The organism is Pseudomonas sp. ANT_H4 (genome assembly GCF_008369295.1).
Lineage (GTDB): Bacteria > Pseudomonadota > Gammaproteobacteria > Pseudomonadales > Pseudomonadaceae > Aquipseudomonas.
The window spans coordinates 124,430-145,186 of record NZ_VOBG01000013.1; the positions used below are offsets into that span (position 1 = coordinate 124,430).

The following is a 20,757-nucleotide window of genomic DNA, read 5'->3' on the forward strand; positions in this document are numbered from 1 at the left end:
GAACATGATTACAGACGCATCGGCATAACAACGTAAGCCGAGTCGTCGTTGTCGGATTCTTGTACCAGTGCGCTGCTGTTGGAGTCGGACAGAATCAGGCGAACTTGTTCGGTAGTCATCACGCCCAGCACGTCCAGCAGGTAGCTGACGTTGAAGCCGATTTCCAACGAACCGCCGTTGTAGTCGACGCCTACTTCTTCTTCCGCTTCTTCCTGCTCCGGGTTGTTGGCCTGGATCTTCAGCTGACCGTTGGCCAGTTGCAGACGAATACCTCGGTATTTCTCGTTGGACAGAATCGCCGTACGGCTGAACGCTTCACGCAGGGCCTGGCGATCGCCGATCACCAGCTTGTCGCCGCCTTTAGGCAGCACACGCTCGTAATCCGGAAACTTGCCGTCGACCAGTTTGGAAGTGAAGGTGAACTCGCCGGTGGTTGCGCGGATGTGGTGCTGGCCCAGCACGATGCTGACATTACCATCCGGCTCAGTCAGCAGACGCGCCAGCTCAAGGATACCCTTACGCGGCACGATCACCTGGTGGCGATCCGGCTGACCAATATCGGCCTTCATAGAGCACATGGCCAGACGGTGACCGTCAGTGGCCACAGCGCGGATAATGCCTTCCGAGACTTCCAGCAGCATGCCGTTGAGGTAGTAACGTACATCCTGCTGGGCCATGGCGAAGCTGGTGCGCTCGATCAGACGGCGCAGCTTGCTTTGCCCCAGGCTACAAGTCAGCGAACCAGGACCTTCCTCCACAGTTGGGAAATCGTTCGCCGGCAGGGTGGACAGGGTGAAACGGCTGCGGCCGGCCTTGACTACCAACTTCTGCTCATCGACCTTGATGTCGATCAGCGCGTCGTTAGGCAGGCTCTTGCAGATGTCCATCAGCTTGCGCGCTGGCACGGTGATCTCGCCGGGTTCGGCGGGTTCTTCCAGCTGAACGCGACCAACCAGTTCGACTTCCAGGTCGGTACCGGTCAACGACAGTTGCTGGCCTTCGACAACCAGCAATACATTGGAGAGCACCGGCAAGGTCTGTCGGCGCTCGACGACGCCTGCGACCAGTTGCAGGGGTTTCAACAGGGCTTCGCGTTGAATGGTGAAATGCATGGTCTAGTCCCTTGCCTTAATAAGCTGCGCTGGTGTTCATCAAGTTGTCAGTGTACGCAGCAGGTTCTTGTAGTCCTCGCGAATATCCGCGTCGGATTCCTTAAGTTCATTGATCTTGCGGCACGCATGCAAGACCGTGGTGTGGTCGCGACCGCCAAACACATCACCAATTTCTGGCAGGCTATGGTTAGTCAACTCCTTGGAGAGCGCCATCGCCACCTGACGTGGACGTGCTACCGAGCGCGAACGGCGCTTGGACAGCAGGTCGGAAATCTTGATCTTGTAGTACTCGGCCACTGTGCGTTGGATGTTATCCACACTGACCAGTTTGTCTTGCAAGGCCAGCAGGTCTTTTAGCGATTCCCGAATCAGCTCAATGGTGATATCGCGGCCCATGAAGTGCGAGTGAGCGATGACACGCTTGAGCGCGCCTTCCAGTTCACGCACGTTGGAACGAATACGCTGGGCGATGAAGAACGCGGCGTCGTGGGGAAGATCGACTTTCGCCTGGTCGGCTTTCTTCATCAGAATCGCGACTCGGGTTTCCAGTTCCGGCGGTTCTACTGCAACGGTCAGGCCCCAGCCAAAGCGCGACTTCAAGCGCTCTTCCAGGCCTTCGATTTCTTTCGGATAACGGTCGCTGGTCAAGATGACCTGCTGACCACCTTCGAGCAAGGCGTTGAACGTGTGGAAAAACTCTTCCTGGGAACGTTCCTTGCGAGCGAAGAATTGAATGTCATCGATCAACAAGGCGTCGACGGAACGGTAGAACCGTTTGAACTCGTTGATAGCGTTGAGCTGTAACGCCTTGACCATGTCGGCAACGAAGCGCTCCGAGTGCAGGTACACGACCTTGGCATTCGGGTTCTTCTTTAATAGATGGTTACCCACAGCATGCATCAAGTGCGTCTTACCCAAGCCAACGCCGCCATAAAGGAAGAGTGGGTTGTAACCATGCTTGGGGTTGTCGGCCACCTGCCAGGCGGCTGCACGGGCCAACTGGTTGGATTTACCCTCTACGAAATTCTCAAAGGTAAACGTCCGGTTTAGATAGCTGGTGTGCTTGAGCGCACCTTCAACCTGCACCGTGCGCTGTTCTGCGCGAATCGGTGCCTGTTGCGAACTGGCACCTGCCATCGGATCGAAGCTGTCACGGGACGGCTCTTCGTTCCTAGGCGCGTTTTTTTGCGAAAACGACTTTGATGGGCCAGCAGCAGGAGCTACCGCCGTGTGGTTGACCGGTGAAGCGGCAGCCTGAGCTTGCGACGCAGCCGCAGCCAACGGCGCATTCGGCGCGGCACGAGGCACCGAGCTGCGTTTGCTGCCTATTAATAAGGAGAGAACCGGGGCTTGCCCGTTGCCATGTTCATCGAGCAATTCGAGAACGCGGCTCAGGTACTTCTCGTTGACCCAGTCGAGAACAAAACGATTGGGTGCGTAGACGCGCAACTCGTCGCCTTCGGCTTCGACCTGTAGCGGACGGATCCAGGTGTTGAATTGCTGGGCAGGCAGCTCATCGCGCAAAAGCTCCACGCACTGCTGCCAAAGTTCCACTGACACGGAGATCCCCTAAGTTGAAAGCCGGTGAGGCAAAAACAGCCGCCATTGTAGCGGCCAGCCGTCTACTTATCCACATGTAGGTTGCTCACAGGACGCCAAGAATCAATGCCTTAACCGTAAAAAATACGACCAATGGTCTGTGCATAAACTCTGTGGATAAGCGCCCCTAAGCCCGTTGTACAAGTGGGGGGGAAAGTCTGTGGGTAACTGGCCTGTGGATAACTAGCCATTCCACACACAGCTTATCCGACAGTGCAGCACAGGTAGAGCACCGTTTCTCCCCCGTGTTGTCATCCTCTGTACATCAAGTAAAACGTGGCCTTAAGGTTGTTATCCACAGAAGATGGCGTCCCTAGCTTTTATAAGCTTTACAGAAAAGCTTTAAATAACTTCCTTCTTTATTTTTATATCTATGGCATTGCTCACGAAAGCCGAACGACTCGGAATAGGTCCAGATGTGTCCAGATATCTAATTGAAGGAAAAGCGGGTTGGAAATTGACCTAGAGGCTTGCTTTCTCTAGAATCGCCGGTCTCTTAAAACGGGGGCCATTCCGGCCCGTTGTGGACGAACCAGGTAACACGCCATGAAACGTACTTTCCAACCAAGCACCATCAAACGCGCCCGTACTCACGGCTTCCGTGCTCGCATGGCTACCAAGAACGGCCGTGCTGTCCTGTCGCGTCGCCGCGCCAAAGGTCGTGCGCGTCTGGCAGTTTGATAATCCGGTACTGGTGGTGAGTCAGGACTTCAGTCGGGAAAAGCGTCTGCTAACCCCCCGGCATTTCAAGGCAGTCTTTGACTCCCCCACCGGCAAGGTTCCGGGGAAAAATCTCCTGCTCCTTGCGCGTAACAACGATCTGGATCACCCCCGTCTCGGGTTGGTGATTGGCAAGAAGAGCGTAAAGCTCTCCGTTGAGCGCAATCGCCTCAAGCGTCTGATGCGCGAATCGTTTCGCCTCCACCAGGACACTCTGGTTGGTTGGGATATTGTTATCGTCGCGCGCAAAGGCTTGGGGGACATAGAAAACCCCGAATTGATTCAGCATTTCGGCAAGCTCTGGAAACGTCTGGCTCGTACTAACAAGCCAGCACCAGCAGTCGGCACCGAAACTGTAGGGGTAGACAGTACTGATGCGTAAACTGGCACTCGTTCCGATCCAGTTTTACCGCTATGCCATTAGTCCGCTGATGGCCAGCCACTGTCGTTTCTACCCCAGCTGTTCCTGCTACGCGTATGAAGCCATAGAAAATCATGGCCTTCTGCGCGGTGGCTGGCTGACCTTTCGTCGTTTAGGTCGTTGTCATCCGTGGAATCCCGGTGGTTATGACCCGGTTCCACCTATCCCTACCTCCCGTTCTTCTTCGATGGCCGAGTAATCATGGATATTAAACGCACGATCCTGATCGTCGCCCTGGCAATCGTGACCTACGTTATGGTTCTTAAGTGGAACCAGGACTATGGTCAGGCTGCCCTGCCGACTCAGAATGTTGCTACCAATCAGGCTGCGCCGGCTATACCGGACACTCCGTTGGGTAACAATGCTTCCGCCAGTGCCGATGTACCCAGCGCAAATGCCGATAGCAGCACCCCTGTAGAAACGCAGGTGATCACCAGTAAAGACCTCATCCACGTCAAAACGGATGTGCTGGACCTGGCTATCGATCCACAGGGTGGTGACATCGCCCAGCTGAAGCTGCCGCTGTATCCACGTCGTCAAGACCATCCAGATGTTCCGTTCCAGCTGTTCGATAATGGCGGCGAACGTACTTATTTGGCGCAAAGCGGCTTGACCGGCACTGACGGTCCTGATGCTCGAGCTACCGGTCGTCCGGTTTATTCGACCGAACAAAAGAGTTATCAACTGGCTGATGGCCAGAACCAGTTGAACGTCGACCTGAAATTCAGTCTCGATGGCGTCAACTACATCAAGCGTTTCAGTTTCACCCGTGGTTTGTACGATCTGAAAGTCACCTACCTGATCGACAACACCAGCGCCAAAGCCTGGACCGGCAATTTGTTTGCCCAGCTCAAGCGTGATGGCAGCTCCGATCCTTCTTCCAGCACCGCCACCGGCACCGCGACTTACCTGGGCGCCGCCCTGTGGACAAGTAACGAGCCGTACAAAAAAGTGTCGATGAAAGATATCGACAAGGCTGCGCTGAAAGAAACCGTACAAGGTGGCTGGGTCGCCTGGTTGCAACACTACTTCGTGACCGCCTGGATCCCGAGCAAGGGTGAAGCCAACCTGGTTCAAACCCGCAAGGACAGCCAAGGCAACTACATCATTGGTTTCACTGGCCCGGCGGTGACCGTCGCTCCAGGTGCCAAGGCTGAAACTAGCGCTACGCTGTACGCCGGTCCGAAAAGCCAGGCTGTGCTCAAAGAGTTATCCCCAGGTCTGGAACTGACTGTGGATTACGGCATTTTGTGGTTCATTGCCCAGCCGATATTCTGGCTGCTGCAACATATCCACAGCATCGTTGGTAACTGGGGCTGGTCGATCATCTTCCTGACCATGCTGATCAAGGGGATTTTCTTCCCTCTGTCGGCCGCCAGCTACAAGTCGATGGCGCGTATGCGTGCCGTGGCCCCGAAACTGGCCGCTCTGAAAGAACAACATGGCGATGACCGGCAGAAAATGTCGCAAGCCATGATGGAGCTGTACAAGAAAGAGAAGATCAACCCGCTGGGTGGATGCTTGCCGATTCTGGTGCAGATGCCGGTGTTCCTCTCGCTGTACTGGGTTCTCCTGGAAAGCGTGGAAATGCGCCAGGCACCGTTCATGCTGTGGATAACTGACCTGTCGATCAAAGACCCGTTCTTTATCCTGCCGATCATCATGGGCGCGACCATGTTCATCCAGCAGCGTTTGAACCCTACACCTCCGGATCCGATGCAGGCTAAAGTGATGAAAATGATGCCAATCATCTTCACCTTCTTCTTCCTGTGGTTCCCGGCTGGTCTGGTTCTGTACTGGGTGGTCAACAACGTGTTGTCGATCTCTCAACAGTGGTACATCACGCGTAAGGTCGAAGCGGCTACCAAAAAAGCCGAGGTGTAACTTACTCTGTGGATAACCACTCAAGACGCCCCCTAGTGGGGCGTTTTGCATTTTGTCACTTTTGTTCGGGTACCCGTTGATGAGCGCTCCTCGTGAAACCATAGCCGCCGTCGCCACCGCTCAAGGTCGTGGCGGTGTCGGTATCGTTCGTATCTCTGGGCCGCTCGCCGGCATCGCGGCTCAAGCCATCATTGGTCGCGAACTGAAGCCTCGGTACGCCCATTACGGGCCGTTCTTCAATGACAATGAAGAAGTGCTGGACGAGGGTATCGCCTTATATTTTCCGGGCCCCAACTCCTTTACCGGTGAGGACGTCCTGGAACTGCAAGGTCACGGCGGCCCGATCGTGTTGGATATGCTGCTGCAACGCTGCCTGCAACTGGGCTGTCGCCTGGCCCGGCCGGGTGAGTTCAGCGAGCGGGCGTTTCTCAATGACAAGCTTGACCTTGCACAAGCCGAAGCGATTGCCGACCTGATCGAAGCCAGTTCTGCCCAGGCCGCGCGCAATGCCTTGCGCTCGTTGCAGGGGGCATTTTCCCTGCGTGTGCATAATCTCACCGAGCAGTTGATCAGTTTGCGGATCTACGTCGAGGCGGCGATTGACTTTCCGGAAGAGGAAATAGACTTTCTTGCCGATGGTCATGTCCTGGCGATGCTGGACAAAGTTCGCTATGAGTTATCCACAGTCCAGCGTGAAGCGGGACAGGGTGCCTTGCTGCGCGACGGGATGACGGTAGTGATTGCCGGTCGCCCAAATGCCGGTAAATCCAGCCTGCTTAATGCCCTAGCGGGTCGGGAAGCAGCGATCGTTACTGAAATCGCCGGTACCACCCGAGATATTTTGCGTGAACATATCCACATCGATGGCATGCCGCTGCACGTTGTTGATACCGCTGGCTTGCGTGATACCGACGACCAAGTGGAAAAAATCGGCGTGGAGCGGGCACTCAAGGCTATCAGCGAGGCTGATCGGATATTGCTGGTAGTGGATGCGACGGCTCCAGAGGCTGTGGATCCTTTTGCCCTGTGGCCAGAATTTCTTGAACAACGGCCGGATCCGGCGAAGGTCACACTGATTCGTAACAAAGCGGACCTCACCGGTGAGCCCATAGCGCTGGAAGTTAGCGAAGATGGCCACGTGACCATCAGCCTTAGCGCCAAGTCTGCAGGTGATGGCCTGGAACTGCTGCGCGACCATCTCAAAGCGTGCATGGGCTACGAGCAGACCTCGGAGAGCAGCTTCAGTGCTCGCCGCAGGCACCTGGAGGCGTTGCGCCATGCCAGCACGGCCCTTGAGCATGGTCGGGCGCAGTTGACCCTGGCAGGGGCTGGAGAACTGCTGGCCGAAGATTTGCGTCAGGCACAGCAGCTATTGGGCGAAATTACCGGGGCATTCAGTTCCGACGACTTGCTCGGAAGGATATTTTCCAGCTTCTGCATCGGTAAATAGACCCTCGTTACTCACAGACAGGCCATTCGTGCCTGCCTGTTCTGCCCGCTTCAGGGCATTCAATTCCAACTTCTGACAAGCGCTATCGGTTGCGACGGCTTTTTCGTGGGCGCGATTTGCTGCACCAAGCATTTTTCTGTGGATTAAGCCCTGTGAATAACCGCCCCTGTACTCGGTTGATAACCAGGCCTGAAAACTGAGGAAAACCACGACTGTGGATAAGTAGCTGTTTAATCCACAGGCTTAAAGCACTTATCCAAGTGCCTTATCGGCACCTAACCACAGACTTTTGAATGCTTGTACACAAAGTAAATAAAGGCCTGTAGAGATCTATCCACAGAAAAGTGCCTCAGTATAAATAAACATAAAAACAAAGATTTAATATATTTCTCTCTTTTAATTTCTATTGTCTGTGATTCATCCACAGCTGGTTAAATTTTGTGCAAAGGGTTCTTTAGGAAGGGCTAAGTCCCTATACTTGCCGCCAGGGTTAGAAAACCTGAGCTCAACCCTTTCCTAATTACCCAATTGAAGCAGGCACGAGGTGCGTGGTGGATTTCCCTTCCCGTTTTGAAGTGATCGTCATCGGCGGCGGTCATGCCGGTACCGAGGCAGCACTGGCGTCAGCACGTATGGGGGCAAAAACCCTGTTGCTGACGCATAACGTGGAAACCCTCGGTGCCATGAGCTGCAACCCCGCCATTGGTGGGATTGGCAAAAGCCATCTGGTCAAGGAAATCGATGCCCTAGGCGGCGCGATGGCCATGGCCACCGATAAGGGTGGTATTCAATTTCGCGTGTTGAACAGCCGCAAAGGCCCGGCCGTGCGAGCCACTAGGGCTCAAGCTGACCGGATTTTGTACAAGGCCGCTGTCCGCGAAACCCTGGAAAACCAGCCCAACCTGTGGATATTTCAGCAAGCCGCTGATGATCTGATCGTTGAACAGGACCAGGTACGTGGAGTTGTTACCCAGATGGGCCTGCGTTTCTTCGCAGAATCCGTTGTATTGACCACCGGTACCTTCCTCGGCGGACTTATCCACATCGGGTTGCAAAACTATTCAGGCGGCCGCGCCGGTGATCCGCCTTCAATCGCCCTTGCGCAGCGTCTTCGTGAGTTGCCATTGCGGGTCGGACGTTTGAAAACCGGTACACCACCGCGTATCGACGGCCGTTCCGTGGACTTCTCGGTGATGACCGAGCAAGCCGGCGACACGCCGATCCCGGTGATGTCGTTCATGGGTTCCAAGGAACAGCATCCAAAACAGGTCAGTTGCTGGATTACCCATACCAACGCCCGGACCCACGAAATCATTGCCGCGAACCTCGATCGTTCGCCGATGTATTCCGGGGTGATCGAAGGCGTTGGCCCGCGCTACTGCCCGTCGATTGAAGACAAGATCCACCGCTTTGCCGACAAGGAAAGCCATCAGGTCTTTATCGAGCCGGAAGGTCTGACCACTCACGAGCTGTACCCGAACGGGATTTCTACTTCCCTGCCGTTTGACGTGCAAATACAGATCGTGCAATCGATTCGCGGCATGGAAAACGCCCATATCGTGCGTCCGGGCTACGCCATCGAGTACGACTACTTTGATCCGCGCGACCTGAAATACAGCCTGGAAACCAAGGTCATCGGCGGTCTGTTCTTCGCCGGGCAAATCAACGGCACCACTGGTTACGAAGAGGCCGGTGCCCAGGGTTTGCTGGCCGGAGCCAACGCGGCCCTGCGTGCACAGGGCAAAGACAGCTGGTGCCCGCGTCGCGATGAAGCATATATCGGGGTGTTGGTCGATGATCTGATCACCCTGGGTACCCAGGAACCGTACCGAATGTTCACGTCCCGGGCCGAATATCGCCTGATCCTGCGCGAAGACAACGCCGACCTGCGCCTGACCGAAAAAGGTCGCGAGCTGGGTCTGGTGGATGACGCGCGTTGGGCTGCGTTCTGCAAAAAACGCGAAAGTGTCGAACTGGAAGAGCAGCGCCTGAAAAGCACCTGGGTTCGCCCAGGCACCGAACAAGGCGATGCCATTGCCGAGAAATTCGGTACGCCGCTGACACACGAATACAACTTGCTGAACCTGCTGTCCCGTCCGGAAATCGACTACGCTGGTCTGATCTCGGTGACTGGCGGTGGTGCAGAAGATCCACAGGTCGCCGAGCAGGTCGAAATCAAGACCAAATACGCCGGTTACATTGATCGCCAGCAAGACGAGATTGCGCGTCTGCGAGCTAGTGAAGACACCAAGCTGCCTATGGATATCGATTACACGAACATCTCGGGTCTCTCCAAGGAGATCCAGGGCAAGCTGGGGATAACTCGGCCGGAGACCCTGGGCCAGGCGTCCCGTATACCGGGCGTCACCCCGGCAGCTATTTCGCTGTTGATGATTCATTTGAAAAAACGCGGCGCGGGCCGTCAGTTGGAGCAAAGCGCTTGAGTTCGTTGGTCACCCTGCAACACGCCGAAGAGTTATCCACAGGTGCTCGCCAATTGGGCGTTGACCTTACAGAGGCCCAGCACGAATTGCTGTTGGGTTATCTGGCCCTGTTGATCAAATGGAACAAGGCTTACAACCTGACGGCGGTGCGCGATCCCGACGAAATGGTTTCCCGGCATTTGCTCGACAGCCTCAGCGTCATGCCGTTTATCGAAAACGGCCGCTGGCTCGATGTCGGCAGTGGCGGCGGTATGCCCGGCATCCCTTTGGCGATCCTGTTTCCCGAGTCGCAAGTGACCTGCCTGGACAGCAACGGCAAGAAAACCCGCTTCCTGACCCAGGTCAAACTCGAACTCAAACTCGACAACCTGCAAGTTATCCACAGCCGCGTCGAAACCTTCACGCCTGAACAGCCATTCAACGGAATCGTTTCGCGGGCGTTCAGCAGCATGGAGAACTTCAGTAACTGGACCCGCCATCTTGGCGACCACGATACCCGTTGGCTGGCAATGAAGGGCGTTCATCCAAGCGACGAGCTGTTAGCATTGCCGGCAGACTTCCACCTCGATAGCGAACACGCCTTGGCCGTACCCGGTTGCCAAGGCCAACGCCATCTGCTGATACTGCGCCGCACGGCATGATTGGGAACACAAGCAAGAATGGCTAAGGTATTCGCGATAGCGAACCAGAAAGGTGGCGTGGGCAAAACCACCACCTGTATCAACCTCGCAGCATCCCTGGTCGCTACCAAGCGTCGGGTGCTGTTGATCGATCTCGATCCACAAGGCAACGCCACCATGGGTAGCGGTGTGGATAAACACGGCCTGGAAAACTCGGTCTACGACTTGCTGATTGGCGAGTGCGACCTGGCCCAGGCCATGCACTATTCCGAGCACGGCGGTTACCAACTGCTGCCGGCCAACCGCGATTTGACGGCGGCGGAAGTGGTGCTGCTGGAAATGCAGATGAAAGAAAGCCGTCTGCGCAGCGCCTTGGCGCCGATTCGCGAAAATTACGACTACATTTTGATCGATTGCCCGCCGTCGCTGTCGATGCTGACGATTAACGCATTGGTCGCAGCCGATGGGGTAATTATCCCCATGCAGTGCGAGTACTTCGCCCTCGAAGGCTTGAGCGATCTTGTGGATAACATCAAGCGCATCGCTGAATTGCTCAACCCGAACCTGAAAGTCGAAGGTTTGCTGCGGACCATGTATGACCCACGCCTGAGCCTGATGAACGACGTGTCAGCGCAGCTCAAGGAGCACTTTGGCGACCAGCTTTACGACACGGTGATTCCACGCAATATTCGCCTGGCCGAAGCGCCAAGCTATGGCATGCCCGCGCTGGCGTACGACAAGTCATCTCGTGGTGCTCTTGCTTACCTCGCCTTGGCGGGTGAGATGGTTCGTCGTCAACGCCGCAACTCACGTACCGCTGCAGCCCAGCCAACTTAAGGAATCCTCATGGCCGTCAAGAAACGAGGTCTCGGACGTGGACTGGATGCACTGCTGAGTGGTCCGACTGTTACTTCGCTTGAAGAACAAGCGGTGCAGGCTGACCAGCGTGAACTGCAGCACCTGCCGCTGGACCTGATCCAGCGCGGCAAATACCAGCCACGCCGGGACATGGACCCCCAGGCACTGGAAGAACTGGCCCAGTCGATCAAGGCCCAGGGCGTGATGCAGCCGATCGTGGTGCGCCCAATTGGCGGCGGCCGCTTTGAAATCATCGCAGGGGAACGCCGTTGGCGCGCCAGCCAACAGGCCGGCCAAGAAACCATCCCGGCGATGGTTCGCGATGTGTCGGATGAAACCGCCATTGCCATGGCGTTGATCGAAAACATCCAGCGCGAAGACCTCAATCCCATCGAAGAGGCGGTGGCCTTGCAGCGTTTGCAGCAGGAATTCCAGCTGACTCAGCAACAGGTCGCCGACGCGGTGGGTAAATCTCGCGTTACCGTCTCCAATTTGTTGCGCCTGATCGCGCTTCCGGAAGTGATCAAAACCATGCTTTCCCACGGCGACCTGGAAATGGGTCACGCTCGTGCTTTGCTCGGTTTGCCGGAAAATCAGCAGGTTGAAGGGGCGCGACACGTTGTCGCACGAGGGCTCACCGTTCGTCAGACCGAGGCCCTGGTTCGCCAGTGGCTCAGTGGTAAACCAGAACCTGTCGAAGCCGCCAAACCTGATCCGGATATCGCTCGCCTGGAGCAGCGCCTGGCGGAACGCCTAGGCTCTGCGGTACAAATTCGCCACGGCAAGAAAGGCAAAGGACAATTGGTCATCGGATATAACTCTCTTGATGAGCTTCAGGGCGTACTTGCCCACATTCGCTGAAACATTTGCTTATGTAGCGCACAGTCGGAAATCACTACCTGGCTGTTGAATAGGGGCAGAACCGCCCCTATACTCTGCGCGCATTTTGTCGGCACAAATGATGCCAAGTTATTGATTCTGGCAGCCGACTATTGGGGAGCAAGAGTGATGGAAACCCGCACGCCACACACGTTGCCGTTCCATCGCTTGGCCGTTTTTCCGGTGTTATTGGCCCAATTTGTCATTTTACTGATCGCCGCATTGGCGCTTTGGTATTGGCATGGAGTCGTAGCCGGATACTCAGGACTCTGCGGAGGCCTGATAGCCTTGCTGCCCAATATGTATTTTGCTCACAGGGCCTTTCGGTTTTCCGGTGCCCGAGCAGCTCAAGCCATCGTCCGGTCTTTTTATGCCGGTGAGGCGGGCAAACTGATTTTGACAGCAGTGCTCTTTGCGCTGACGTTTGCAGGTGTAAAGCCATTGGCGCCGCTGGCTGTATTCGGCGTCTTCGTGTTGACCCAACTGGTCAGCTGGTTTTCGCCCCTGCTGATGAGAACAAGATTTTCGAGACCTTAGGGCGTTTGAGGCAACCATGGCAGAGACAACCGCTTCGGGCTATATCCAGCACCACTTGCAGAACCTGACCTTCGGTCAGCTACCCAATAGCGGCTGGGGCTTTGCTCACACCGCAGCAGAAGCCAAAGAAATGGGCTTTTGGGCTTTCCACGTCGATACCCTCGGCTGGTCGGTCGCATTGGGTCTGATTTTCGTCCTGATTTTCCGCATGGCGGCAAAGAAGGCGACTTCCGGTCAGCCAGGTGCTTTGCAGAACTTCGTTGAAGTATTGGTCGAATTCGTCGATGGCAGCGTGAGAGACAGCTTCCATGGCCGTAGCCCGGTGATTGCACCGCTGGCACTGACCATCTTCGTCTGGGTGTTCCTGATGAACGCCGTCGACCTGATACCGGTCGATTGGATTCCTCAGTTGGCCATCCTGATCACCGGCGATGCGCACATTCCATTCCGTGCCGTATCGACCACTGATCCTAACGCCACCCTGGGTATGGCCCTGTCGGTGTTTGCGTTGATCATTTTCTACAGCATCAAGGTCAAGGGCATCGGCGGCTTCATCGGCGAACTGACCCTGCACCCGTTTGGCAGCAAGAACATTTTCCTGCAAGCGCTGCTGATCCCGGTGAACTTCCTGCTGGAATTCGTCACCCTGATCGCCAAGCCAATCTCACTGGCACTGCGACTGTTCGGTAACATGTACGCCGGCGAACTGGTCTTCATTCTGATTGCTGTGATGTTCGGCAGCGGTCTGCTCTGGCTTAGCGGCCTGGGCATTGTTCTGCAGTGGGCGTGGGCGGTGTTCCACATCCTGATCATCACCCTGCAGGCGTTTATCTTCATGATGTTGACCATCGTTTACCTGTCGATGGCGCACGAAGAGAACCATTAAGACCAGTCTCGACTAGTCTGATGTCCTTCCCGGTGAAACGGGAAGGTGGCCCTTCAGGGCTATGAAACGATTTGTTTTACCGCTTTAAAATCTAAAAAACCTAAACCATACGACGTAAAAGTCGGGAGGAAAGATGGAAACTGTAGTTGGTCTAACCGCTATCGCTGTTGCACTGTTGATCGGCCTGGGCGCCCTGGGTACTGCCATTGGTTTCGGCCTGTTGGGCGGCAAGTTCCTGGAAGGCGCCGCGCGTCAGCCAGAAATGGTTCCAATGCTGCAAGTTAAAATGTTCATCGTCGCCGGCCTGCTCGACGCCGTGACCATGATCGGCGTTGGTATCGCTCTGTTCTTCACCTTCGCGAACCCCTTCGTTGGTCAACTCGCTGGCTAATCACTCGAATTTTCGAGTTGATTAGAGTGATGGACAACGAACGAGCGAGGTGTTGGCGTGAACATTAATGCAACCCTGATTGGCCAGTCCGTTGCGTTCTTCATTTTTGTACTGTTTTGCATGAAGTTCGTGTGGCCTCCGGTCATCGCGGCTTTGCACGAACGTCAGAAGAAGATCGCGGATGGACTGGACGCTGCCGCCCGAGCAGCTCGCGACCTGGAATTGGCCCAAGATAAAGTGGGTCAAAAACTGCGCGAAGCAAAAGCTCAGGCAGCCGAAATCATTGAGCAAGCCAAGAAACGCGGTAACCAGATCGTTGAAGAGGCTGTTGAAAAAGCCCGTATCGACGCTGACCGTGTGAAGGTTCAGGCTCAGGCCGAGATCGAGCAGGAACTGAATAGTGTCAAAGATGCGCTGCGTGCCCAACTGGGTGCTCTGGCCGTCGGCGGTGCCGAGAAGATCCTGGGTGCCACAATCGATCAAAACGCGCACGCGGAGCTGGTTAACAAACTGGCTGCTGAAATTTAAGCGAGGGCGATCATGGCAGAATTGACCACGTTGGCCCGACCTTACGCTAAGGCAGCCTTCGAGCACGCCCAGGCCCACCAGCAACTGGCCTCTTGGTCAGCCATGCTCGGCCTGGCTGCAGCAGTGTCGCAAAACGACACCATGCAGCGCGTGCTCAAGGCCCCGCGACTGACGAGCGCAGACAAGGCCGCCACGTTTATTGACGTGTGCGGCGACAAGTTTGATGTGAAAGTGCAGAACTTCATCCACGTCGTTGCCGAAAATGACCGTCTCCCGCTTTTGCCGGAGATCGCCGCTCTGTTTGACCTGTACAAGGCCGAACAAGAGAAATCGGTAGATGTTGAAGTCATCAGTGCTTTTGCATTGAACCAAGAACAGCAAGACAAACTCGCCAAGGTTCTCAGTGCACGACTCGACCGGGAAGTGCGCCTGCAAGTTGCGGAGGATGCCACCCTGATTGGTGGTGTCATCATTCGCGCCGGCGACCTGGTTATCGATGGCTCGATTCGCGGCAAACTCGCGAATCTTGCCGAAGCATTGAAATCTTGAGTTTGAAGGGGCAGCAGAGCAATGCAGCAACTCAATCCTTCCGAAATAAGTGAAATTATCAAGGGCCGCATCGACAAGCTCGATGTGACCTCCCAAGCCCGTAACGAAGGCACTGTCGTCAGCGTATCTGACGGCATCGTGCGGATTCACGGTCTGGCCGACGTTATGTACGGCGAGATGATCGAGTTTCCGGGCGGCGTCTTCGGTATGGCTCTCAACCTGGAGCAAGACTCTGTAGGTGCCGTTGTATTGGGCTCCTACCAGACTCTGGCCGAAGGCATGAGCGCCAAGTGCACAGGCCGCATCCTGGAGGTTCCGGTTGGTAAGGAACTGCTGGGTCGCGTTGTCGACGCACTGGGTAACCCAGTTGACGGCAAAGGTCCGCTGAACAACACCGAGACCGATGCGGTCGAGAAAGTTGCTCCAGGCGTGATCTGGCGTAAGTCGGTAGACCAGCCTGTACAGACTGGCTACAAGGCTGTCGATGCCATGATTCCTGTCGGCCGTGGCCAGCGTGAGCTGATCATCGGTGACCGTCAGATCGGTAAAACCGCTCTGGCGATCGACGCGATCATCAACCAGAAAAACAGCGGGATCTTCTGCGTCTACGTAGCCATTGGTCAGAAACAATCGACCATCGCCAACGTGGTTCGCAAGCTGGAAGAAAACGGCGCCTTGGCTAACACCATCGTCGTGGCCGCCAGTGCTTCCGAATCCGCTGCACTGCAGTTCCTGGCACCGTACTCCGGTTGCACCATGGGCGAGTACTTCCGCGACCGCGGTGAAGACGCGCTGATCGTTTATGACGATCTGTCCAAGCAAGCAGTGGCTTACCGCCAGATTTCCCTGTTGCTGCGCCGTCCACCAGGCCGTGAAGCTTACCCAGGCGACGTGTTCTATCTCCACTCCCGTCTGCTGGAGCGCGCATCCCGCGTTTCGGAAGAATGGGTAGAGAAGTTCACCAACGGCGCAGTGACCGGCAAAACCGGTTCCCTGACCGCACTGCCGATCATCGAAACCCAGGCTGGCGACGTTTCCGCGTTCGTTCCGACCAACGTGATTTCCATCACTGACGGTCAGATCTTCCTGGAATCGGCCATGTTCAACTCCGGGATCCGTCCTGCAGTGAACGCCGGTGTTTCGGTATCCCGTGTGGGTGGTGCCGCTCAGACCAAGATCATCAAGAAGCTCTCCGGTGGTATCCGTACCGCTCTGGCTCAGTACCGTGAACTGGCGGCATTCGCCCAGTTCGCTTCTGACCTGGACGAAGCGACCCGTAAGCAACTTGAGCATGGTCAGCGCGTTACCGAGCTGATGAAGCAGAAGCAATACGCACCAATGTCGATCGCTGACATGGCGCTGTCGCTGTATGCCGCTGAGCGTGGGTTCCTGACCGACGTTGAAATCACCAAGGTCGGCAGCTTTGAACAAGCGCTGATTGCTTACTTCAACCGCGATCACGCCGAATTGATGGCGAAGATCAACGTGAAAGGTGACTTCAATGACGACATCGACGCTGGCATCAAAGCCGGTATCGAGAAGTTCAAGGCCACCCAAACCTGGTAAGCCGCAGCGGGGGCCGCGAGGCTCCCGCTTGCTAACCTGATAGGTGTTACATGGCAGGCGCAAAAGAGATTCGCAGTAAGATTGCGAGCATCAAAAGCACGCAAAAGATCACCAGCGCCATGGAAAAAGTGGCGGTCAGTAAAATGCGCAAGGCACAAATGCGCATGTCTGCTAGCCGTCCCTACGCGGAGCGTATCCGCCAGGTTATTGGTCATCTGGCCAACGCCAACCCGGAGTATCGCCACCCGTTCATGCTCGACCGCGAAGTAAAGCGTGTCGGTTATGTCGTGGTGAGCAGTGACCGTGGTTTGTGCGGTGGTTTGAATACCAACCTGTTCAAGGCCCTGGTCAAGGACATGGCGGTAAACCGCGAAAACGGCGTCGAGATTGATCTGTGTGTGATCGGTAGCAAGGGTGCGGCCTTTTTCCGCAACTTCGGCGGTAACGTCGTTGCAGCTATCAGTCACCTGGGTGAAGAACCGTCGATCAATGACCTGATCGGCAGCGTCAAGGTGATGCTGGATGCTTACCTGGAAGGCCGGATTGACCGCCTGTCCGTGGTATCCAACAAGTTCATCAACACCATGACGCAACAGCCTACCGTGGAGCAGTTGATTCCATTGGTGGCGACCCCGGAACAAGAGCTCAAGCACCACTGGGACTACCTCTACGAACCAGACGCCAAAGAGCTGCTTGACGGCTTGATGGTGCGCTACGTGGAGTCGCAGGTGTACCAGGCGGTGGTCGAGAACAACGCGGCTGAACAAGCTGCGCGGATGATCGCGATGAAGAGCGCTACCGACAACGCCGGTGATTTGATCAGCGATTTGCAGCTGGTCTACAACAAGGCGCGTCAGGCTGCGATCACCCAAGAGATCTCGGAAATCGTCGGCGGCGCTGCCGCGGTTTAACGGTTCAAATATTCAGAGGATCCAGCTATGAGTAGCGGACGTATCGTTCAAATCATCGGCGCCGTTATCGACGTGGAATTCCCACGCGACAGCGTACCGAGCATCTACAACGCTTTGAAAGTCAAAAGCGATGCCGGCACCACCCTGGAAGTTCAGCAGCAGCTGGGCGACGGCGTGGTTCGTACCATTGCAATGGGTTCCACCGAGGGCTTGAAGCGCGGCCTGGAAGTCACTGACTCTGGCGCTGCCATCTCCGTACCGGTCGGTAAAGCGACCCTGGGCCGGATCATGGACGTCCTCGGTAACCCGATCGACGAAGCCGGTCCAATCGACACCGAAGAGCGCTGGGGCATTCACCGTCCAGCGCCATCCTTCGCGGAACAAGCGGGCGGCAACGACCTGCTGGAAACTGGCATCAAGGTTATCGACCTGGTTTGCCCGTTTGCCAAGGGCGGTAAAGTCGGTCTGTTCGGTGGTGCCGGTGTAGGCAAAACCGTAAACATGATGGAACTGATCCGTAACATCGCCATCGAGCACAGCGGTTTTTCCGTGTTCGCTGGTGTGGGTGAGCGTACTCGTGAGGGTAATGACTTCTACCACGAGATGAAGGACTCCAACGTTCTGGACAAAGTGGCACTGGTTTACGGTCAGATGAACGAGCCGCCGGGTAACCGTCTGCGCGTAGCACTGACTGGCCTGACCATGGCCGAGAAATTCCGTGACGAAGGTAACGACGTTCTGCTGTTCGTCGACAACATCTATCGTTACACCCTGGCCGGTACTGAAGTATCCGCACTGCTGGGCCGTATGCCTTCCGCAGTAGGTTACCAGCCGACCCTGGCCGAAGAGATGGGTACTCTGCAAGAGCGTATCACTTCGACCAAAAACGGTTCGATCACCTCGATCCAAGCGGTATACGTACCTGCGGATGACTTGACTGACCCGTCGCCAGCGACCACCTTCGCCCACTTGGACGCTACCGTCGTACTGTCCCGTGACATCGCCTCCCTGGGTATCTACCCAGCGGTCGATCCACTGGACTCGACTTCGCGCCAGCTGGACCCGAGCGTGATCGGCCAGGAACACTACGACACCGCTCGCGGCGTTCAGTACGTGCTGCAGCGTTACAAAGAACTGAAGGACATCATTGCGATCCTGGGTATGGACGAGCTGTCGGAAACCGACAAGCAGTTGGTATCTCGCGCTCGTAAGATCCAGCGCTTCTTGTCGCAGCCGTTCTTCGTGGCTGAAGTCTTCACCGGTGCCTCGGGTAAATACGTTTCCCTGAAAGACACCATTGCTGGCTTCAAAGGCATCCTCAACGGTGACTACGACCACCTGCCAGAACAAGCGTTCTACATGGTCGGCGGCATCGAAGAAGCGATCGAGAAAGCCAAGAAACTGTAATCCTGGCGCCCGGCAACGGGCGCTACTCAGGTTGAGGCAAGCAGATGGCTATGACAGTCCATTGCGATATCGTCAGCGCGGAAGGGGAAATTTTCTCCGGTCTGGTTGAGATGGTAGTAGCGCACGGCGAACTGGGTGACCTTGGTATTGCCATGGGTCACGCACCGTTGATCACCAGCTTGAAGCCCGGTCCGATTACTCTGACCAAGCAGGGTGGGGAAAAGGAGGTGTTTTACATCTCTGGTGGTTTCCTTGAGGTTCAGCCGAACATGGTCAAGGTTCTTGCCGACACCGTGCAACGTGCTGCCGACCTGGATGAAGCCTCCGCTCAGGACGCCGTCAAGGCTGCCGAGAAGGCCCTGAATGAAAAAGGCGCAGATTTCGACTACGGTTCTGCTGCTGCACGTCTGGCCGAGGCCGCAGCTCAGCTGCGCACCGTCCAGCAGATCCGCAAGAAGTTTGGCGGCTAAGCCGTCACGCCTCATGTGTGATTGATTAAAAAGGGTAGCCTCGGCTACCCTTTTTCTTTATTTGCAAAACACTTCTTTGGTCTGAAGTCTGACCGCCCAGGATTGGTAGCCATTCATGTCTCTCGAAATCGTAATTCTCGCCGCCGGCCAAGGCACCCGCATGCGTTCGGCGCTGCCCAAGGTGCTGCACCCGATCGCCGGTGACTCCATGCTCGGCCATGTTATCCATAGCGCCCGGCAACTGGCCCCCCAACGTATCCATGTAGTGATTGGCCATGGAGCTGACGTGGTGCGTGAGCGGCTGGCGGCGGACGATTTGAATTTCGTATTGCAGCACAAGCAACTGGGTACCGGTCACGCCACCGCCCAAGCCGTGCCTTTCATTAAGGCTGACACGGTGTTGATCCTTTACGGCGACGTGCCGTTGATCGAGGTGGAAACCCTACAACGCCTGCTCAAGCACGTGGCGCCCGGTCAAATGGGCCTGCTGACCGTTGAGCTGGATGACCCAACTGGCTATGGTCGGATCGTGCGCAATGCCGACGGCAAGGTCACCGCGATCGTCGAGCATAAAGACGCAAGCGAAGCCCAGCGCGTCATCACCGAAGGCAACACCGGTATCCTCGCTGTACCGGCTGATTGCCTGGCGGACTGGATGAGCCGCCTGTCCAATAACAACGTCCAGGGTGAGTACTACCTGACCGACGTGATTGAAATGGCTGTCAGCGATGGTCTGCTGGTTGCCACCGAGCAGCCCCACGACCCCATGGAAGTGCAGGGCGCCAACGACCGCAAGCAACTGGCCGAACTGGAGCGTCACTATCAGCAGCGTGAAGGCCGGCGCCTGATGGCGCTTGGTGTCACCTTGCGTGACCCGGCGCGTTTCGATGTGCGCGGCGATGTCACTGTGGGCCGCGATGTGCTCATCGACATCAACGTGATCCTCGAAGGCCGTGTGGTTATTGAAGATGACGTAGTCATCGGCCCGAACTGCGTGATCAAGGACAGCACCCTGCGCAAAGGCGTGGTGATCAAGGCCAACAGCCATATCGAAGGCGCAGTGATGGGTGAGGGTAGCGATGCCGGCCCATTTGCCCGTCTGCGTCCAGGCAGCGTGCTGGGTGCCAAAGCCCATGTGGGTAACTTCGTCGAACTGAAAAACGCCAATCTGGGTGAAGGCGCCAAGGTAGGTCACCTGACCTACCTAGGTGACTCGGTGATCGGTGCTCGCACCAACATCGGCGCTGGCACCATCACCTGCAACTACGATGGCGCCAACAAGCATCAGACCACCATCGGCGAAGACGTGTTTATTGGCTCCAACAACTCTCTGGTGGCCCCAGTGACCATTGGCGATGGTGCCAACACCGCTGCGGGTTCGACCATCAATCAGGATGTGGATAAGTCCCAACTGGCCGTAGCCCGCGCCCGTCAACGCAACATCGACGGCTGGAAACGCCCGGTCAAGACCAAGAAGACCTGAGTTATCCACAACCCCGCAAACCTGTTGGTCCGGTACGTCGGT

21 protein-coding genes are annotated in these 20,757 nt (G+C 56.2%); 19 read left to right on the plus strand and 2 right to left on the minus strand.

Going from position 1 to position 20,757, the window contains the following annotated elements:
- Window positions 1-8: 8 nt before the first annotated feature.
- Both dnaN and dnaA read right to left on the minus strand, forming a co-directional pair.
- Window positions 9-1,112: a DNA polymerase III subunit beta gene (gene dnaN / locus FQ182_RS17955; RefSeq protein ID WP_149412823.1), complete on the minus strand. Its 1,104-nt coding sequence runs from the start codon at window positions 1,110-1,112 to the stop codon at window positions 9-11.
- Window positions 1,113-1,151: 39 nt separating this feature from the next.
- On the minus strand, window positions 1,152-2,672 hold the full coding sequence (gene dnaA / locus FQ182_RS17960; RefSeq protein ID WP_149412824.1) for a chromosomal replication initiator protein DnaA: 1,521 nt from the start codon (window positions 2,670-2,672) through the stop codon (window positions 1,152-1,154).
- 585 nt (window positions 2,673-3,257) lie between these two features.
- Here dnaA and rpmH point away from each other — a divergent pair.
- From rpmH to glmU, 19 genes are all read left to right on the plus strand, one after another.
- On the plus strand, window positions 3,258-3,392 hold the full coding sequence (rpmH, locus tag FQ182_RS17965) for a 50S ribosomal protein L34 (protein ID WP_003213577.1): 135 nt from the start codon (window positions 3,258-3,260) through the stop codon (window positions 3,390-3,392).
- 13 nt (window positions 3,393-3,405) lie between these two features.
- Entirely contained in the window at window positions 3,406-3,813 is a 408-nt protein-coding gene (gene rnpA, locus FQ182_RS17970) for a ribonuclease P protein component (RefSeq protein ID WP_371923895.1), read from the plus strand.
- Window positions 3,806-4,051, plus strand: a complete 246-nt coding sequence (gene yidD / locus FQ182_RS17975) for a membrane protein insertion efficiency factor YidD (RefSeq protein ID WP_010465488.1) — start codon at window positions 3,806-3,808, stop codon at window positions 4,049-4,051. Before rnpA ends, yidD begins: the two co-directional genes overlap by 8 nt.
- Window positions 4,052-4,053: 2 nt before the next feature.
- Entirely contained in the window at window positions 4,054-5,736 is a 1,683-nt protein-coding gene (gene yidC, locus FQ182_RS17980; protein ID WP_149412826.1) for a membrane protein insertase YidC, read from the plus strand.
- 79 nt (window positions 5,737-5,815) lie between these two features.
- Window positions 5,816-7,186, plus strand: a complete 1,371-nt coding sequence (gene mnmE / locus FQ182_RS17985; protein WP_149412827.1) for a tRNA uridine-5-carboxymethylaminomethyl(34) synthesis GTPase MnmE — start codon at window positions 5,816-5,818, stop codon at window positions 7,184-7,186.
- A gap of 551 nt (window positions 7,187-7,737) precedes the next feature.
- Window positions 7,738-9,630 (plus strand): tRNA uridine-5-carboxymethylaminomethyl(34) synthesis enzyme MnmG, encoded by a 1,893-nt coding sequence (mnmG, locus tag FQ182_RS17995; RefSeq protein WP_149412828.1) that lies wholly within the window; start codon window positions 7,738-7,740, stop codon window positions 9,628-9,630.
- Window positions 9,627-10,271, plus strand: coding sequence for a 16S rRNA (guanine(527)-N(7))-methyltransferase RsmG (rsmG, locus tag FQ182_RS18000; protein ID WP_149412829.1), 645 nt, complete (start codon window positions 9,627-9,629; stop codon window positions 10,269-10,271). Before mnmG ends, rsmG begins: the two co-directional genes overlap by 4 nt.
- Before the next feature lie 18 nt (window positions 10,272-10,289).
- Entirely contained in the window at window positions 10,290-11,087 is a 798-nt protein-coding gene (locus tag FQ182_RS18005) for a ParA family protein (protein WP_133100640.1), read from the plus strand.
- A 9-nt stretch (window positions 11,088-11,096) separates the two neighbouring features.
- Window positions 11,097-11,969 carry a ParB/RepB/Spo0J family partition protein gene (locus FQ182_RS18010; RefSeq protein WP_149412830.1) on the plus strand — a complete coding sequence of 291 codons (873 nt, stop codon included), beginning with the start codon at window positions 11,097-11,099 and terminating at the stop codon, window positions 11,967-11,969.
- A 147-nt stretch (window positions 11,970-12,116) separates the two neighbouring features.
- On the plus strand, window positions 12,117-12,524 hold the full coding sequence (locus FQ182_RS18015; RefSeq protein WP_149412831.1) for a F0F1 ATP synthase subunit I: 408 nt from the start codon (window positions 12,117-12,119) through the stop codon (window positions 12,522-12,524).
- Between the two features lie 16 nt (window positions 12,525-12,540).
- Window positions 12,541-13,410: a F0F1 ATP synthase subunit A gene (atpB, locus tag FQ182_RS18020; RefSeq protein ID WP_149412832.1), complete on the plus strand. Its 870-nt coding sequence runs from the start codon at window positions 12,541-12,543 to the stop codon at window positions 13,408-13,410.
- A gap of 133 nt (window positions 13,411-13,543) precedes the next feature.
- Window positions 13,544-13,801, plus strand: a complete 258-nt coding sequence (gene atpE, locus FQ182_RS18025) for a F0F1 ATP synthase subunit C (RefSeq protein ID WP_002555987.1) — start codon at window positions 13,544-13,546, stop codon at window positions 13,799-13,801.
- 57 nt (window positions 13,802-13,858) lie between these two features.
- Entirely contained in the window at window positions 13,859-14,329 is a 471-nt protein-coding gene (locus FQ182_RS18030) for a F0F1 ATP synthase subunit B (protein WP_149412833.1), read from the plus strand.
- 12 nt (window positions 14,330-14,341) lie between these two features.
- The gene (locus FQ182_RS18035; RefSeq protein ID WP_149412834.1) at window positions 14,342-14,878 is read left to right on the plus strand and encodes a F0F1 ATP synthase subunit delta; all 537 of its coding nucleotides are present in this window, start codon (window positions 14,342-14,344) and stop codon (window positions 14,876-14,878) included.
- A gap of 21 nt (window positions 14,879-14,899) precedes the next feature.
- Window positions 14,900-16,444: a F0F1 ATP synthase subunit alpha gene (gene atpA, locus FQ182_RS18040; protein WP_133100646.1), complete on the plus strand. Its 1,545-nt coding sequence runs from the start codon at window positions 14,900-14,902 to the stop codon at window positions 16,442-16,444.
- Window positions 16,445-16,494: 50 nt separating this feature from the next.
- Window positions 16,495-17,355: a F0F1 ATP synthase subunit gamma gene (gene atpG, locus FQ182_RS18045; protein ID WP_149412835.1), complete on the plus strand. Its 861-nt coding sequence runs from the start codon at window positions 16,495-16,497 to the stop codon at window positions 17,353-17,355.
- 27 nt (window positions 17,356-17,382) lie between these two features.
- Window positions 17,383-18,762 (plus strand): F0F1 ATP synthase subunit beta, encoded by a 1,380-nt coding sequence (gene atpD / locus FQ182_RS18050; protein WP_149412836.1) that lies wholly within the window; start codon window positions 17,383-17,385, stop codon window positions 18,760-18,762.
- Between the two features lie 44 nt (window positions 18,763-18,806).
- Window positions 18,807-19,232 carry a F0F1 ATP synthase subunit epsilon gene (locus tag FQ182_RS18055; RefSeq protein ID WP_149412837.1) on the plus strand — a complete coding sequence of 142 codons (426 nt, stop codon included), beginning with the start codon at window positions 18,807-18,809 and terminating at the stop codon, window positions 19,230-19,232.
- A 115-nt stretch (window positions 19,233-19,347) separates the two neighbouring features.
- Window positions 19,348-20,715 (plus strand): bifunctional UDP-N-acetylglucosamine diphosphorylase/glucosamine-1-phosphate N-acetyltransferase GlmU, encoded by a 1,368-nt coding sequence (gene glmU, locus FQ182_RS18060; RefSeq protein ID WP_149412838.1) that lies wholly within the window; start codon window positions 19,348-19,350, stop codon window positions 20,713-20,715.
- The last annotated feature ends 42 nt before the right edge of the window (window positions 20,716-20,757 follow it).

Bases quoted from the DNA above. Each gene is read 5' to 3' on its own strand.
- dnaN (WP_149412823.1), bottom strand. From the start codon at position 1,112: ATGCATTTCACCATTCAACGCGAAGCCCTGTTGAAACCCCTGCAACTG.
- rpmH (WP_003213577.1), top strand. From the start codon at position 3,258: ATGAAACGTACTTTCCAACCAAGCACCATCAAACGCGCCCGTACTCAC.
- yidD (WP_010465488.1), top strand. From the start codon at position 3,806: ATGCGTAAACTGGCACTCGTTCCGATCCAGTTTTACCGCTATGCCATT.
- yidC (WP_149412826.1), top strand. From the start codon at position 4,054: ATGGATATTAAACGCACGATCCTGATCGTCGCCCTGGCAATCGTGACC.
- mnmE (WP_149412827.1), top strand. From the start codon at position 5,816: ATGAGCGCTCCTCGTGAAACCATAGCCGCCGTCGCCACCGCTCAAGGT.
- FQ182_RS18005 (WP_133100640.1), top strand. From the start codon at position 10,290: ATGGCTAAGGTATTCGCGATAGCGAACCAGAAAGGTGGCGTGGGCAAA.
- FQ182_RS18010 (WP_149412830.1), top strand. From the start codon at position 11,097: ATGGCCGTCAAGAAACGAGGTCTCGGACGTGGACTGGATGCACTGCTG.
- FQ182_RS18015 (WP_149412831.1), top strand. From the start codon at position 12,117: ATGGAAACCCGCACGCCACACACGTTGCCGTTCCATCGCTTGGCCGTT.
- atpB (WP_149412832.1), top strand. From the start codon at position 12,541: ATGGCAGAGACAACCGCTTCGGGCTATATCCAGCACCACTTGCAGAAC.
- atpE (WP_002555987.1), top strand. From the start codon at position 13,544: ATGGAAACTGTAGTTGGTCTAACCGCTATCGCTGTTGCACTGTTGATC.
- FQ182_RS18035 (WP_149412834.1), top strand. From the start codon at position 14,342: ATGGCAGAATTGACCACGTTGGCCCGACCTTACGCTAAGGCAGCCTTC.
- atpA (WP_133100646.1), top strand. From the start codon at position 14,900: ATGCAGCAACTCAATCCTTCCGAAATAAGTGAAATTATCAAGGGCCGC.
- atpG (WP_149412835.1), top strand. From the start codon at position 16,495: ATGGCAGGCGCAAAAGAGATTCGCAGTAAGATTGCGAGCATCAAAAGC.
- atpD (WP_149412836.1), top strand. From the start codon at position 17,383: ATGAGTAGCGGACGTATCGTTCAAATCATCGGCGCCGTTATCGACGTG.
- FQ182_RS18055 (WP_149412837.1), top strand. From the start codon at position 18,807: ATGGCTATGACAGTCCATTGCGATATCGTCAGCGCGGAAGGGGAAATT.
- glmU (WP_149412838.1), top strand. From the start codon at position 19,348: ATGTCTCTCGAAATCGTAATTCTCGCCGCCGGCCAAGGCACCCGCATG.